The sequence below is a fragment of the Cryobacterium breve genome (assembly GCF_027594785.1).
GTDB classification, from domain to species: Bacteria; Actinomycetota; Actinomycetes; order Actinomycetales; family Microbacteriaceae; genus Cryobacterium; species Cryobacterium breve_A.
Genome location: NZ_CP075584.1, coordinates 3263095 through 3277825, shown reverse-complemented (window position 1 = coordinate 3277825; position 14731 = coordinate 3263095). Strand labels below are relative to the sequence as shown.

Here is a 14731-nt window from a genome sequence, read left to right as displayed (position 1 = left end):
CGGGTCTCCTAGTGCAAAGCGGGGATAAGGGTGGAGTCTGTGGCCGGCGCGGACGCCGGGAGGGTTGTGTCGACGAGTGACGAGCCGTGCGCGGTCGAGCCGGGCGCGGGAATGCCGTCGATCCCGTGCAGGATCAGGGCGGCGATCTCGGCGTCGTCGAAATCGGGGCCGTTGCGGACGTGAGGGACCGACGCGGCCAGGGTCAGCATCCGGATGACCTGGGCCGCACGCTCGGCGGACACCGTGAGCCGGTCGAGGTCCGGCGCGAGGATCCGCGCGATGATCTCGGCGAATTCCCGCCGGGAGTCATCGCTGGGGTGTGGGCCGCGGTGCCCGATCACGGACATCAGGCTGAACACGGTCGTGAACCGGTCCCGCATCAGGGCGACGATCGCGGTGATGCGTTCCTCGAGGGGCAGGGTGGTGTCGATGCCGCGCAGCCGACGCCGGAACGGCTCGGGGTCGACCTGCCGGGCGACGACCGCATCGATCAGGTCGTCCTTGCTATCGAAAGCACGGAAGATGGTGCCCTCCGCAATGCCCGCCCGGTCGGCGATCTGCCGGGTCGTGACGGCGTTGCCGTGCTCCAGCAGCAGCGGCAGGGTCGCGTCGATGAGCATCGCCCTCCGGTCCTCGACCGGCAGCGGCTTGGCACGGGGCGGCTTGGCTGACATGATCTCAGCATAGATGAGTGAGTGCTCACTCACAAGCGGATGCCCGGCGAATTTCTCGTGAACGGCCGTCGGCTTTCACGATTCGCTTGCGCGTGCAGAATGAGTGAGTGTACAGTCACTCACATGCCAGCCCCCGCCGTTCGCCTGTCCACCGCCGAAGCTCGCCGATCGATCGTGATCGACAGCGCCATCCAGGTGTTCTCGCTGACCGGCTACCTCGGCACACCGATCGCGGCGATCGCCGAACACGCCCACATCTCCCCCGCCTACGTCTCCAAGCTGTTCCCGAACAAGGAGGCGCTCTTCGTCGCCGCACTCGACGAGTGCTTCGAACGCGCCGGGGCAGCCCTTTCCCGCGGAGCGGAGACCAGCGTCGACCGGAGCCCCGACGGCATCCTCTCCGCGATGGGCGGGGCGTATGCCGATCTGATCGCCGACCGGTCGCTACTGATGCTCCAGGTGCACGCACAGTCCGCAGCCACCGTTCCCGAGATCGGTGCGGCGCTCCGGCGCGGTATCGAGGCGATCACGACCATGGTCCGCTCGAGCTCCGGAGCCACGGACGAGGCCGTGCAGCGCTTCGTCGCCTACGGCCAGCTCTGCCACCTCATCGTCACTACCGGACTCGACGAGGTGCCGGCCGAGTGGGCGCGCCTGCTCACGGCCGGCATCCGCCACCCCTGACCCGCCCCGTCACCGCAAGCGGCCGCCGGACCCGGAATTCGTCTCACATTCTTACTCTCGCAGTCAGTGAGTGATCAGTCACCCACCTCCGTTTCCCCAACCGACGCCGACACCAGGAGAACACCATGACGAACAACATCCGGCCTGAAATGACACCCGCGACGGCCCCCGCTTCACCGAACTCGTCGCCCACCCTCACGACCGAGATCGTGCTGCCCGGCATCGTCGAACCGGACGGCTTCCAGATCCGGCGACGGATGCTGCCGCCTCCGTCCCGCGGCCAGGCGCGGGTGCGTGTCGAGGCGAGCGGCATCTCGTTCGCGGAACAGTCGATGCGCCGCGGACGCTACCCCGGCCAGCCGAAGTTCCCCTTCGTTCCCGGCTACGACCTCGTCGGTGTCGTCGAGGCGGTCGGCCCAGGAACGGATCCCGGTCTCGTCGGGCGTCGTGTCGCCGCCGCGACCAAGACCGGTGGTTGGGCGAGCGACGCGCTCGTGCCCGCCGCAGACCTCGTGCCCGTGCCCGCCCTGCTCGATGCAGCACTGGTCGAGTCCGTCATCGTCAACGGGATCACCGCCTGGCAGATGCTGCACCGGAAAGCACGCGTGAGGGGCGGCCAGACCATCCTCGTGCACGGTGCGAGTGGCGGGGTCGGCACGATCCTCGTGCAGCTCGCCATCCACTCGGGAATCCGGGTGATCGGCACGGCAGCTCCCCGGCACCACGACGCCCTCCGTGACCTCGGGGTCGAGCCGGTCGACTACACCGACCCGAACCTCGCTGCCCGCGTCCGCGAACTCGCCCCCGGCGGCGTCGACGCCGCCTTCGACCACCTCGGCCTCGCGAGCGCACGACTCTCGAAGAGCCTGCTCGCCCGCGGCGGCACCCTGGTGTCGTACGGCATAGCCTCTGCCCTCAAGGACACCGGGTCGCTCCTGCCGCTCTTCATCGGGCTGCTCGCCCGGCTCACCCTCTGGAACACCCTGCCCAACGGCCAGCGAGCCCTGTTCTACGATTTCTGGGCCGGGCGCCGGATCATGCCGGCCGCCTTCCGCAGGCACCACAGGGAGGACCTCACCGCGGTCCTCGACCTTGTCGAACGCAGGATCGTGACCCCGCAGATCGCCGCACGGTTCCCCCTCATGGAGGCCGCGGAGGCGATGCGCCTCGCCGAGTCGCGCACCGTGCTCGGCAAGGTGGTCCTGCTCCCCTGAGGCGCGGTATCCGCCCGCCCGCTCTGTTCCCACTTCGAAACGCAGGACATCCGGGCCGTTGAGGCCACCACAGCCTCAGCGGCCCGATTCTCCTGCGTTTCGTAGGGCTTGACGGGCCGGGCACGGATGCGGCGCCTCCCCACCAGGCGCGGCTCACGCCGGGTTTTCCCCAGGTCCGAAACCCGCCAGAGGCACGCGCGGCCCCCGACTACAGTCGAACCATGGACAGCATCCCGACCGCCTTGATCCGTCTCCCCAGCCCCATCGGCCGGCTGGAACTCACCGGCGACGACGTCGGCGTCCTCACGCTCTCAATCGAGCGCGAGGGGCACCTGCCGCTCGAAGACCAGCCGGAGCACCCCTCCCCCGTTCTCGAGGAGGCAGCGAAACAGCTCACCGAGTACTTCGCCGGCACCCGCTCCCGATTCGACGTTCCGCTGCACCTCGCGGGCGGCACCGCATTCCAGCGCGCGGTCTGGGCCCGCCTCGACGAGCTCGACTACGGCACGGTCACGAGCTACGGCGAACTCGGCCTCTCCATCGACCGGCCGGGTTCCGGGCGCGCGATCGGTGGGGCCGTCGGCGCGAACCCGTTGCCGATCCTGATCGGCTGCCACCGCGTGCTTGCGAGCAACGGCCGCATCACCGGCTACAGCGGTGGCAGTGGTATCCCCACCAAGGAGTGGCTGCTCGCGCACGAGGGCATCGAGTACCGCTCGTGACGGACCCGGTGCCCGCAACCGGTGCTGTGGTAGCCGCTGTGGCGGCACCGCTCGCCTTTCGCACGGGCGAGGACGGCATCGTTCGCTGCGCGTGGGCCAACGGCGACCCGGAGTACCGCCGGTACCATGACGAGGAGTGGGGTCGCCCCCTCCGCGACGACGAACGGCTCTTCGAGAAGCTCTGCCTCGAGGGATTCCAGGCCGGGCTCTCCTGGATCACGATCCTCCGTCGCCGGCCGGCCTTCCGGGAGGCGTTCCACGGTTTCGACGTCGACCGGGTCGCGGCCATGACCGAATCCGACGTCGAGCGGCTCCTCGGCGACGCCGCCATCATCCGGCACCGCGGCAAGATCGAGGCCGCGATTGGCAATGCCCGGGTCACTCAGGGTCTCGGCGAGAGCCTCAGCGAGCTGATCTGGAGCTTCGCACCTCCCGCGCGTGCTGCCCGGCCGCGGGAACTCGGCGACGTGCCGGCGATCACCCCGGAGTCGACGGCGCTCAGCAACGAACTCCGCACCCGCGGCTTCCGTTTCGTCGGCCCGACGACGATGTACGCGCTCATGCAGTCCGCCGGTCTCGTCGACGACCATATCGTCGGCTGCCACCGCGCCTCCTGAGCCAGCGCCCTGGGCGTCGCGTCCGCCGGCCGCCGCGGGGCGCCGGGCCCCGGGCTGCGTAGCCGCGCCACCGCATCCCCTGCCGAGCCGCGCTTACTCACCCGCCCACGCGCCAGAAGCGCCGCTTCGCGCCAAGCGTGCCTGGCGCGAAGCGGCGCAAGGGGCGCGCGACCCCGACAGACTGGCGCGCAGCGGCGCAAGGGGCGCGCGACGTCGACGAGGGGGCGGCGGGGCGGCGGCGGTTCAGCGGGCGGTGGGGAGGAGGCCGAGGGCGCGCACGTGGTCGCGTTCCTCGATGAGTTCGGCCACGGATGCGTCGATGCGGGCGCGGGAGAAGGCGTTCAGTTCGAGGCCCTGCACGACCTGCCACTGGCCCTCGACCGACCGCACCGGGAAGGAGCAGACGAGGCCCTCCGGGACTCCGTATGAGCCGTCGGAGACGATTGCGGCGGAGGTCCACCGCTCTCCGGTGCCGTGCACCCAGTCGTAGACGTGGTCGATCGTCGCCTCGGCCGCCGACCCGGCAGAGGAGGCACCGCGCGCGGTGATGATCTCGTAGCCGCGCTTCTCGACCCGCGGGATGAAGGTTCCGGCGAGCCAGTCCTCATCGACGAGTTCGCGAACCGGTCGCCCGGCGGCCGTCGCGTGGAAGACGTCCGGATACTGCGTCGCGGAGTGGTTGCCCCAGATGGCGAGGCCGTCGATCTCGGAGACGTGCACCCCGAGGTGCACGGCGAGCTGGGCGACGCCGCGGTTGTGGTCGAGCCGGGTCAGCGCGGTGAAGCGCTCGGCCGGGATGTCCGGGGCGAACGCGGCGGCGACGAGCGCGTTCGTGTTGGCCGGGTTGCCCACGACGAGCACGCGCACGTCGGATGCCGCGCCGGCGTTGATGGCGGTGCCGTGCGGCCCGAAGATGCGGCCGTTCCCCTCGAGCAGCGCGACGCGTTCCTCGCCGATGCCGCGCGGCCGGGAGCCCACGAGAAGGGCGACGTTCACCCCGTCGAAGGCGCGTGTGGGGTCATCCGTCACCATCACGTCCCGCAACAGCGGGAAGGCGCAGTCCTCGAGTTCGAGGGCTGTTCCTGCCGCGGCGGCGAGCCCGGCCGGGATTTCGAGGAGCCGGAGGTTGACCGGGGTCGTCGGGCCGAACATCTGGCCGGAAGCGATGCGGAAGAGCAGCGCGTAGCCGATCTGGCCGCCTGCGCCGGTTACGGTGACATTCATCGTTGGAGTTGACACGCTGCCAGCATACGGCCGGGCGCCGGGGTTCGTCAGGCGAGGGCGCTGACGAGCGGCGCGTCGTCCAGGAGCTCGAGTGCGGCGGGCCCCGCCGCGCGCACGGTGAAGCCGGCGCCGGGAGCCCAGGCCAGCAGGTCGTCGACGGTCGCGAGCTCGGGGGCGCTCCGGATCAGGGCGCGGGTGAACCGGCCCTTCGCAGTCTTGTTGAAGTGGTTGAGGGCGCGCACCTGCCCGTCCGGCGTTTCCGTCACGACGCGGAGCACGACGGAGCCGGCCCGGACGGGTGCGGCGCCGAGGGCGACGTATCCGGCTGACCGGAGGTCGAGCACGAGGCCGGTCTCCCGGGCGAGCAGCGCGGCGATTCGCGGTCCCCAGTGCTGTTTCAGCACGAGCCCGGGCAGCCGGCTCGTCGTCGACAGCCGGTAGGCCGGAATCGGATCGAGTGCACCGATCGGCCCGAACAGGGCGGAGTGGACGAGCAGGTGCCCTGCGGCCCAGTCGCGGTCGGCGAGGGTCAACGTCGGGGCGTCGAGGGCGTCGTAGAGCACGCCGGTGTACCTGTCGAGCGCGGCCATCGTCGGCGCGGTCGTGAGCGCCCGGTTGTGGGTGACCTCACCGGCCTGGGTGCGGCCGAGCTTCAGCGCAGCCATCATGGCTTCTGGGTGCCGGGCGAGTGAGCGCAGCTCACGCACGAGTACCCGCCGCTGAGAGTTCAGCGACGGGTACCTGAGGTGGTTCAGATCGAGCGGTTCGCCGGTACCGCCTGTGCGTTTCGTCTCGGAGGGCGGCAGCAGGAGCAGCATGGGCTAGATCGACAAGGCTAGACGAGCCCCGCTTTGCGAGCGACGATCGTGACCTGGTTGTTGGCGACAGACAGGAAGCCGTCCTCGGCCTGGGCGACGATCTTCTCGCCACCGGGCAGGGTCAGGCGCACCTCACCGCTCGCCAGAATGGCGAGCAACGGCTCGTGGCCCGGCAGGATGCCGATCTGTCCTTCGACGGTGCGTGCGACGACCATGGTCGCCTCACCGGCCCAGACTTCCTGGTCCGCCGAGACGACGCTGACGGTGAGCGGAGCCCCTGCCATGGCTAGTCGTTCTCCTTCTGGATTTTCGCCCACTTCTCTTCGACGTCGGAGATGCCGCCGACGTTGAAGAATGCCTGCTCGGCAACGTGGTCGAAGTCACCGTTGGCGATGGCCGTGAAGGATTCGATGGTGTCCTTGAGCGATACCGTCGAGCCCTCGACACCGGTGAACTTCTTCGCCATGTAGGTGTTCTGGGAGAGGAACTGCTGGATGCGACGGGCCCGTGAAACGGTGACCTTGTCTTCCTCGGAGAGTTCGTCAACACCGAGGATCGCGATGATCTCCTGGAGTTCCTTGTTCTTCTGGAGGATCGCCTTGACGCGGACGGCCGTGTTGTAGTGGTCGGCGCCCAGGTAGCGGGGGTCGAGGATACGGCTGGTCGAGGTGAGCGGGTCGACGGCCGGGTAGAGGCCCTTCGACGCGATCTCGCGGGACAGCTCAGTCGTGGCGTCGAGGTGGGCGAAGGTCGTCGCCGGTGCCGGGTCGGTGTAGTCGTCAGCGGGCACGTAGATGGCCTGCAGCGACGTGATCGAGTGGCCACGGGTCGAGGTGATGCGCTCCTGGAGGATGCCCATCTCGTCGGCGAGGGTCGGCTGGTAACCCACGGCGCTCGGCATGCGGCCCAGAAGGGTCGACACCTCGGAACCGGCCTGGGTGGAAGCGGAAGATGTTGTCGATGAAGAGCAACACGTCCTGCTTGGCGACGTCGCGGAAGTACTCGGCCATGGTCAGCGCGGAGAGGGCGACGCGAAGACGCGTTCCCGGCGGCTCGTCCATCTGGCCGAACACGAGGGCGGTCTTGTCGAAGACTCCCGCCTCTTCCATTTCCTTTGATGAGGTCGTTGCCCTCACGGGTGCGCTCGCCGACTCCGGCGAACACCGACACTCCACCGTGGTCCTGCGCGACGCGCTGGATCATCTCCTGGATCAGGACCGTCTTGCCGACTCCGGCTCCACCGAAGAGACCGATCTTGCCGCCGAGGACGTACGGCGTGAGCAGGTCGATGACCTTGATGCCGGTCTCGAACAGCTGGGTCTTGGCCTCGAGCTGGTCGAAGGGCGGCGGCTTGCGGTGGATGGGCCAGCGCTCCGTGATTTCGATCTTCTCGCCGGGCTCGGCGTTGAGCACCTCACCGATGGCGTTGAAGACGCGGCCCTTGGTGACCTCGCCGACGGGAACCATGATGGGAGCTCCGGTGTCCCGGACCTCCTGGCCGCGGACGAGGCCGTCGGTCGGGTTCAGCGCGATCGCGCGGATCAGGTCGTCCCCGAGGTGCAGTGCGACCTCGAGGGTGATCTCGGTGGAGACGTCACCGATGACGATGGTCGTCTTCAGCGCGTTGTACATGCCCGGGATCGAGTCGTGCGCGAACTCGATGTCGACGACCGGGCCCGTGACGCGGGCGATCCGGCCGACGGCAACGGTCTCGACCGGCGCGTGGACTGGCGCGGTTGCGATGTCAGTCATTGCTCTCTCTTCTCTGGTTTAGTTCTTGGCGGATGAGAGCGCATCGGCCCCACCCACGATCTCGGAAATCTGCGAGGTGATCTCGGTCTGCCTGGCGTTGTTGGACAGCCGGGTGAAGGTCGTGATCAGCTTGTCGGCGTTGTCGGCGGCCGACTGCATCGCCTTCTGGCGTGCGGCGTGCTCTGCGGCGGCCGACTGGAGCATCGCGTTGAACACACGACTCTCGATGTACACCGGCAGCAGGGCGTCGAGAACGGTCTCGACGTCCGGCTCGAACTCGTACAGCGGCAGGACCTGACCGTCGTCGGGCTCTTCCACTCCCTCGACGACCTCGAGCGGGAGCAGTCGAACGACCTGGGGAACCTGGGTGACCATGCTCACGAAGCGGTTGTACACGACGTGGATCTCGTCGACGCCACCGTCTTCGGCGTCGCGCAGGAAGGTCTCCAGCAATGACTCGCTGATGTCCTGGGCGATTTCCAGCTGAGGCTGATCGGTTCCGCCGGTCCAGACCCGCTCGGAGGCGCGCCTGCGGAAGCCGAAGTAGGCCACTGCCTTGCGTCCGACGAGGAAGTAGACGACGTCCTTGCCCTGGCTGCGCAGCAGTTCGCTGAGCGACTCCGCTTCTCTCAGTACCTGGGAGCTGAACGCCCCGGCGAGGCCTCGGTCCGACGTGAAGATGACGACCGCGGCACGTTCGACCTTCTCCGGTTCGGTCGTCAGGACGTGCGCGACGTTGGAATACGTCGCGACGGCCGAGACCGCCCGGGTGATCGACTGCGAGTACGGAGTCGAGGCCGAAACCCTCGCCCTCGCCTTCTGAATGCGCGAGGCCGAAATCAACTCCATGGCCCGAGTGATCTTCTTCATCGTCTGGGCAGACTTGATCTTCTGCCGGTAGACCCGAAGTTGCGCTCCCATGTGGCTCCTGTGCTTCCTTCTCAGTGAATCGTGGTTGTCGAGGCCCGCTGGTCAGCGGCGGTGCTTGACAATCTTTTCCTGGTTCACGTCGTCGGCGGTGATCGCTTCGAACTGTTCCTTGCCGACGGAGGCAAGCGGCTTGCCTTCACCGGTGTGAAATTCGCGTTTGAAGACGTCGACCTCACGCTCGAGGATTTCGACGGTCTCGTCGCTCAGCACGTTCGTGTCGCGCAGCGTCTTGAGGACCTCGGTGTTGCGGCCGAGGTGATCGAGAAGGCCACGCTCGAAGCGCAGCACGTCCTCGACGGGGACCTCGTCGAACTTGCCGTTGGTGCCGGCCCAGATCGAGACGACCTGGTCCTCGACCGGGTACGGCGAGTACTGCGGCTGCTTGAGCAGCTCGGTCAGGCGGGCGCCTCTGGCGAGCTGGCGACGGCTGGCGGCATCCAGGTCGGAGGCGAACATCGCGAAGGCCTCGAGCGAGCGGTACTGCGCCAGTTCGAGCTTCAGCGTTCCGGAGACCTTCTTGATGGATTTCACCTGGGCGTCACCACCGACACGCGAGACCGAGATTCCCACGTCGACCGCGGGACGCTGGTTGGCGTTGAAGAGGTCGGACTGCAGGAAGATCTGGCCGTCGGTGATCGAGATCACGTTGGTCGGGATGTACGCAGAGACGTCGTTCGCCTTGGTCTCGATGATCGGAAGGCCGGTCATCGATCCCGCGCCGAGGGCGTCGGACAGCTTGGCGCAACGCTCGAGCAGACGGGAGTGCAGGTAGAACACGTCTCCGGGGTACGCTTCGCGTCCCGGCGGGCGACGCAGCAGCAGGGAGACGGCGCGGTAGGCCTCCGCCTGCTTGGACAGGTCGTCGAAGATGATCAGGACGTGCTTGCCCGCGTACATCCAGTGCTGGCCGATGGCCGAACCGGTGTACGGGGCGAGGTACTTGAAGCCGGCCGGGTCGGAGGCCGGGGAGGCGACGATGGTTGTGTACTCCATCACGCCGGCGTCCTCGAGCGCGCCCTTGACGGCGGCGATCGTGGAGCCCTTCTGGCCGATGGCGACGTAGATGCAGCGAACCTGCTTGTTCACGTCTCCGGAGGCCCAGTTGGCCTTCTGGTTGATGATGGTGTCGATCGCGATCGCGGTCTTGCCGGTCTGGCGGTCACCGATGATGAGCTGACGCTGGCCGCGACCGATCGGGATCATCGCGTCGATGGCCTTGATGCCGGTCTGCATGGGCTCGTGCACGGACTTGCGATCCATGACACCGGGCGCCTGCAGTTCGAGGGCACGACGCCCTTCGCTCTCGATCGGGCCGAGGCCGTCGATCGGGGCGCCGAGCGGGTCGACGACGCGACCGAGGTAGCCGTCGCCGACGGGGACGGAGAGCACCTCTCCGGTGCGGTGCACCTCCATGCCCTCGACGATGCCGGCGAACTCGCCGAGCACGACAACACCGATCTCGTCTTCGTCGAGGTTCTGGGCGAGGCCCAGGGTGCCGTCGGCGAACTTGATGAGCTCGTTGGCCATCACGCTGGGCAGGCCCTCGACGTGTGCGATACCGTCGCCGGCCGTCGTGACGTAGCCCACCTCAGCGGTCGCGGTCTTGCTCGGCTCGTAGGACTTGACGAAGTCCTGGAGAGCATCGCGGATCTCATCGGGGCTGATCGTTAGTTCTGCCATCATCTTCCCTTTCCCGTACGGGTGTACAGGTTCTGTCTCGAACGAAGCGTTGCCGCTCGTGGTTTTCTGTTCCGGCTGACCTGTGGTCAGCCGGCAAGCTGGAGTCGCAAATCCTTGAGGCGGGTGGCGATGGTGCCGTCGATGACGTCGTCACCGATCTGCACGCGGACACCGCCGACGATCGCGCGGTCCACGACCTGGTTGATCGTGAGCGTGCGTCCATATCGGGCCGTGAGGCTGGCGCGCAAGCGCTCCAGCTGTGCGGCACTCAGCAGCTCGGCCGTCGAGACGGTCGCAATCGCCGTGCCGGCCTCGTCTGCGACGATTGTCGCAGCGAAACGGAGGAGCGCACCGATGCGACGGCCGCGGGGCTGCTGCACGAGGTGACGCACGATCACGAGGGTCTGTTCCGAGACCTTGCCGGTGAGCAGCGAATCGACCAGCCCGACCTTGGCGCTGAGCGCGCCGAGCTTCGAGGCCAGTGCCAGTTCGAGTTCACCGTTGGATGCGACGGCCGTTCCGAATTCGAACAGTTCCGCTTCCACTGCACCCGCTACCGGGGCAGAGGCCGCAACGGCCCGCAGCCCCAGTTCTTCGATGCCGGCGAGCAGGTCGGAATGACTCGACCAGCGCGCGGCCGCGACCGACTGGAGCAGGTCCAGTGCCGTGGGGGTCAGTTTCGCCGAGAAGATCGCGGCGACCAGTGCCGCCTTCGCCGCGGCATCCGCTGCGGGGTCGACCAGGGCAGACAGGAGCCTGCGCCGAATCACCGATGACACGGCCGGAGTCGAGCAGGCCATCGCCCGTTGCGAGATCGGTCGTGCGGCCGTGGGCGGCGAGTACCGCCCTCGATGAGGCCAAAGCTTCCCTGGTGGCGCTTCCCATTACTTAGCTGCTTTCTCCGAGGCCTCAAGGTCGGCCAGGAACCGGTCGACGATGGCACTCGCCTTCGCGTCGTCCGTCAGGCTTTCGCCGATGACTCCGGACGCGAGGTCGATGGCGAGGGTGCCGACTTCGGCGCGAAGCGACAGGACTGCCGCCTGGCGTTCCGCTTCGATCTGGGCCTTGGCGCTCGCGGTGATGCGGGCCGCCTCAGCGCCGGCCTGCTCCTTGAGCTCCGCGATGATCTTCTGGCCGTCCGCGCGGGCGACCTCGCGGATCTTGCCGGCTTCCGCACGGGCGTCGGCGAGCTGGGCCGTGTACTGCTCGAGTGCGGCTTCCGCCTTGCGCTGGGCGTCGTCCGCCTTGGCGATGTTGCCCTCGATGGCCTCAGCACGGTCGTCGAGCATCTTCTGCATCCTCGGAAGGATGAGCTTCCAGAAGAAGAACAGAATCACGACAAAGCACACCGCGGACCAAATGATGTCCGGCCATGCGGGAAGGAGCGGGTTGTGCGCCTCTTCCGCGGCGGCTGCAATTACTGCGTGAAGCATCATGCCTCCATATCTAGGTGAAAAAGAGGACGATTAGGACGTGAAGATGAAGTACGTTGCGATACCGATGAAGGCGAGCGCCTCGGTGAAGGCGATGCCGATGTACATCAGGACCTGGAGCCTGGCCGGCCAGTTCGGGCTGACGAGCAACACCCTCGATGGTCTTGCCGACGACGATACCCACGCCGATTGCCGGGCCGATTGCGGCGAGGCCGTAACCGACAGTGGCGATGTTTCCTGAGATTGCCGCGAGAACGGTAGTTGCGTCCACGTTTGTTTCCTTCCGTTGTGACGAATACGGCGAGTGCCGGGTTCGAGGTTAGTGTTCTTCAGCCACCGCGAGCTGGATGTAAACAGCGGTGAGCAGGGCGAAAATGTAGGCCTGGAGCACGGCGATCAGCACCTCGAAGAGGGTGAACGCGAGTCCGAAGACCAGGGTGCCTGCACCGAAGAGCTTGAAGGCTCCGTCGGCCGTGAAGAAGAAGAACTGGGTCGCCGTGAAGAACAGCACCAGCAGCAGGTGGCCGACGATCATGTTCATCAGCAGTCGCAGGGTTAATGTGACCGGGCGGACGAGGAAGGTCGAGATGAACTCGATCGGCGTCACGATGATGTAGAGCGCCTTCGGCACGCCGGGCGGGAAGAGGGAGTTGCGGACGAAGTTGCCCGGGTTCTTCTTGAGGCCGGCGTAGATGAAGGTGCAGTAGGAGATGACCGCGAGGAGCAGCGGCACGCCGATCACCGAGGTGCCCGCGATGTTGAGGAACGGGATCGGTCCGGTGAGGTTCATGAACAGCACGAGGAAGAAGATCGTCGTGAGGAGGGGCAGGAAACGCTTGCCCTCCTTCTTGCCGAGGATGCTTTCCGCGATGTTGACCCTGGCGAAGTCGAGGCCCATCTCCACGAGACTCTGCAGCCGGGTCGGTACGACCTTCATGCGGCGCGTTCCGATCCAGAAGAGCAGGATCAGGGCGGCCATCGCAATGAAGCGGATGAGCATGATCCGGTTGATCTCGAACGGCGTCCCTACGAAGAAGACGGCCTCGGGGAAGAACTCATTGATGGATGGACCTTGGAAGGTACCGTCGCCGGTAGCCATCGGGAGCATCAGGTTTACGGCGGTTTCTAGCAGCGCTTTCTCCTGGTTCGGGGCGGGGAGCTCTGCTCTCGCGAAGACGAAAAGTGGGTCGGAACGTCGAGCACGACAAAAGCAGCGCTGCGGGGCGAACCGGTCATTACCTTACCAAGAAACCCACCTCGGGCCGAATCCTGCGGGTGAATGTTCATCGCTTTTCCGGGTCCCAGGAGCGGGGAAGATCGCTCACATACGGAACACGGCTCTTGCGGATGACCACAACGTCGACGATCAGGGAGCCGATCACGCCGGCGATGATGCTCAGGAACAGCACGACCGGCTGCACCCAGGGCTGCCCCTTGAGCAGCACGACGAGCACGAGGAACACCACGAACTTCAGCAGCCAGCCGCCCAGCACGATCCCGAAGAAGGCGCCGACGGCCGCGGCCGTTCCGGCGAAGCGGTTGGCGATCAGGATGCTGCCTGCCGTGATCCCCATGAACACGAGCGCCATCCCGGTGCCGATCAGTGCGCTCAGCACCCCGATGCCGCCCGCTGCGAGCCCGCCGGCGATCATCCCGACCACGGCGATGCCCCCGGCAAGATAGCCGCCGTAGAGGAGGATGCTGCGGAACACCCGGTTCGATGTCGGCTGCAGAGATCCGGCTGGCTGGGTGGCGCTCATACGTGCTCCTCGGCTTGCGTCGATGCCTCGTCGAGGCGATCGAGCTTCACGATGTCGTGGGGAAGGGTGGCTGGTTGGGCGAGCTGGGTGGCCGCTTCGGCCCTCTTGGATCGGCTCAGCGGTGCGAGGGTCACGATCGTGCAGACGAGCAGGGCGAAGACCAGGAAGAGCGTCGCCCACCAGGTCTGCACGCCGAAGTAGACGGGCAACACGAAGTAGAGCAGGCAGCCGATGGCCACGGCAGCCGTCCACCCGTAGAAGATCAGCACGGCGTGGAGGTGCGAGTGTCCCATGTCGAGCAGCCGGTGGTGCAGGTGCTTCCGGTCGGCGCTGAACGGGGACTTGCCGGCCCGCACCCGCCGGAACACGGCGAGTGCGAAGTCGAGCAGCGGGATGATCAGGATCGCGAAGGGCAGCAGGATCGGGATGAAGGCGGGAAAGAGTTGGGACCGGTTCACCGCGGTCGGGTCGACCTGGCCGGTGATCGCGATCGCCGAGGTCGCCATCAGGAGGCCGACGAGCATGGAGCCGGAGTCGCCCATGAAGATCTTGGCGGGGCGCCAGTTGAGCGGCAGGAAGCCGATGCAGGCCCCCACGAGGATCGCGGCGATCACCGAGGCGAGGTTGAAGTAGTTGCTCGGGGAGGTGTCCCGCACAAGCAGGTAGCTGTAGATGAAGAAGACGCCGTTGGCGATGAGGGCGACTCCGGCGACCAGGCCGTCGAGGCCGTCGATGAAGTTGATCATGTTCATCACGAGCACGATCACGAAGACGGTGATCAGGATCGACATCCACGAGGATCCGACGGTGAGTCCGCCGATCGGGAGCGAGAGCACCTGGACGCCCTGCCAGGCGACGAGGCCGGCGGCGATGAACTGGCCGGCGAGCTTGGTCATCCAGTCGAGGTCCCAGAGGTCGTCTGCGACGCCGAGAAGCACGATCATCAGGGCGGCACCGAGGATGGCGAGGATCTGCTCCGGGTCGGAGAAGACCAGCCGGAGCGGCGCGAACTGGGCCGAGATGAGGTACGCGACCCCAGAAGGCGGCGATCACGCCGAAGAAGATGGCGACCCCGCCGAGGCGGGGGGTGGGCCGGGTGTGCACGTCCCGCAGGCGGATCTTCGGATAGATCTTGTAGCGGTGGCTGACCTTGAGCACGACCCAGGAGAGGATCGCCGTGACAACGGCCGAGACGATGGCCAGCAGGATGAATACGGTCATGT

General features: G+C 67.0%; 13 protein-coding genes and 4 pseudogenes. 4 read left to right on the top strand and 13 right to left on the bottom strand.

All coding sequences use genetic code 11. The features are described 5' to 3' along the window. Positions 1-8: 8 nt before the first annotated feature. Complete coding sequence (locus KIV56_RS15985; protein WP_281534213.1) at positions 9-674, bottom strand: TetR/AcrR family transcriptional regulator; 666 nt, start codon at positions 672-674, stop codon at positions 9-11. 123 nt (positions 675-797) lie between these two features. On the opposite strand from KIV56_RS15985, the gene KIV56_RS15980 reads away from it, so the two are divergent. The 4 genes from KIV56_RS15980 to KIV56_RS15965 all read left to right on the top strand — a co-directional run bounded on the left by KIV56_RS15980 (position 798) and on the right by KIV56_RS15965 (position 3911). Continuing rightward, positions 798-1358, top strand: a complete 561-nt coding sequence (locus tag KIV56_RS15980; protein WP_281534212.1) for a TetR/AcrR family transcriptional regulator — start codon at positions 798-800, stop codon at positions 1356-1358. Positions 1359-1483: 125 nt separating this feature from the next. Further along, positions 1484-2572, top strand: coding sequence for a medium chain dehydrogenase/reductase family protein (locus tag KIV56_RS15975; protein WP_281534211.1), 1089 nt, complete (start codon positions 1484-1486; stop codon positions 2570-2572). Positions 2573-2793: 221 nt separating this feature from the next. Next, positions 2794-3294, top strand: coding sequence for a methylated-DNA--[protein]-cysteine S-methyltransferase (locus tag KIV56_RS15970; protein ID WP_281534210.1), 501 nt, complete (start codon positions 2794-2796; stop codon positions 3292-3294). Positions 3295-3332: 38 nt separating this feature from the next. Beyond that, positions 3333-3911, top strand: a complete 579-nt coding sequence (locus KIV56_RS15965; RefSeq protein WP_281536192.1) for a DNA-3-methyladenine glycosylase I — start codon at positions 3333-3335, stop codon at positions 3909-3911. Between the two features lie 243 nt (positions 3912-4154). Here KIV56_RS15965 and KIV56_RS15960 read toward each other — a convergent pair whose 3' ends face one another. The 12 genes and pseudogenes from KIV56_RS15960 to KIV56_RS15905 form a co-directional block, all read right to left on the bottom strand. Continuing rightward, entirely contained in the window at positions 4155-5135 is a 981-nt protein-coding gene (locus KIV56_RS15960; RefSeq protein ID WP_281534209.1) for a malate dehydrogenase, read from the bottom strand. Between the two features lie 47 nt (positions 5136-5182). After that, a complete protein-coding gene (locus KIV56_RS15955) occupies positions 5183-5953 on the bottom strand; it encodes a YaaA family protein (RefSeq protein ID WP_281534208.1) in 771 nt (256 codons plus the stop codon). A gap of 17 nt (positions 5954-5970) precedes the next feature. After that, positions 5971-6237, bottom strand: a complete 267-nt coding sequence (locus KIV56_RS15950; protein WP_281534207.1) for a F0F1 ATP synthase subunit epsilon — start codon at positions 6235-6237, stop codon at positions 5971-5973. Between the two features lie 2 nt (positions 6238-6239). Next, positions 6240-7705: pseudogene (gene atpD, locus KIV56_RS15945) on the bottom strand (F0F1 ATP synthase subunit beta). 18 nt (positions 7706-7723) lie between these two features. Then, positions 7724-8626, bottom strand: a complete 903-nt coding sequence (locus tag KIV56_RS15940) for a F0F1 ATP synthase subunit gamma (RefSeq protein ID WP_281534206.1) — start codon at positions 8624-8626, stop codon at positions 7724-7726. 51 nt (positions 8627-8677) lie between these two features. Then, positions 8678-10315, bottom strand: a complete 1638-nt coding sequence (gene atpA / locus KIV56_RS15935) for a F0F1 ATP synthase subunit alpha (RefSeq protein WP_281536191.1) — start codon at positions 10313-10315, stop codon at positions 8678-8680. 86 nt (positions 10316-10401) lie between these two features. Continuing rightward, a pseudogene (locus KIV56_RS15930) lies at positions 10402-11200 on the bottom strand (F0F1 ATP synthase subunit delta). Continuing rightward, the gene (locus KIV56_RS15925; RefSeq protein WP_281536190.1) at positions 11200-11748 is read right to left on the bottom strand and encodes a F0F1 ATP synthase subunit B; all 549 of its coding nucleotides are present in this window, start codon (positions 11746-11748) and stop codon (positions 11200-11202) included. The pseudogene KIV56_RS15930 and the gene KIV56_RS15925 overlap by 1 nt, the downstream one beginning before the upstream one ends. A 33-nt stretch (positions 11749-11781) precedes the next feature. After that, positions 11782-12019 (bottom strand): annotated as a pseudogene (gene atpE, locus KIV56_RS15920) (ATP synthase F0 subunit C). A 48-nt stretch (positions 12020-12067) separates the two neighbouring features. Further along, positions 12068-12856, bottom strand: coding sequence for a F0F1 ATP synthase subunit A (gene atpB / locus KIV56_RS15915; protein ID WP_416347720.1), 789 nt, complete (start codon positions 12854-12856; stop codon positions 12068-12070). Positions 12857-13031: 175 nt separating this feature from the next. Then, on the bottom strand, positions 13032-13508 hold the full coding sequence (locus tag KIV56_RS15910; protein ID WP_281534204.1) for a hypothetical protein: 477 nt from the start codon (positions 13506-13508) through the stop codon (positions 13032-13034). After that, positions 13505-14729, bottom strand: a pseudogene (locus tag KIV56_RS15905) (MraY family glycosyltransferase). Before KIV56_RS15905 ends, KIV56_RS15910 begins: the two are co-directional and overlap by 4 nt. Positions 14730-14731 lie beyond the last annotated feature (2 nt).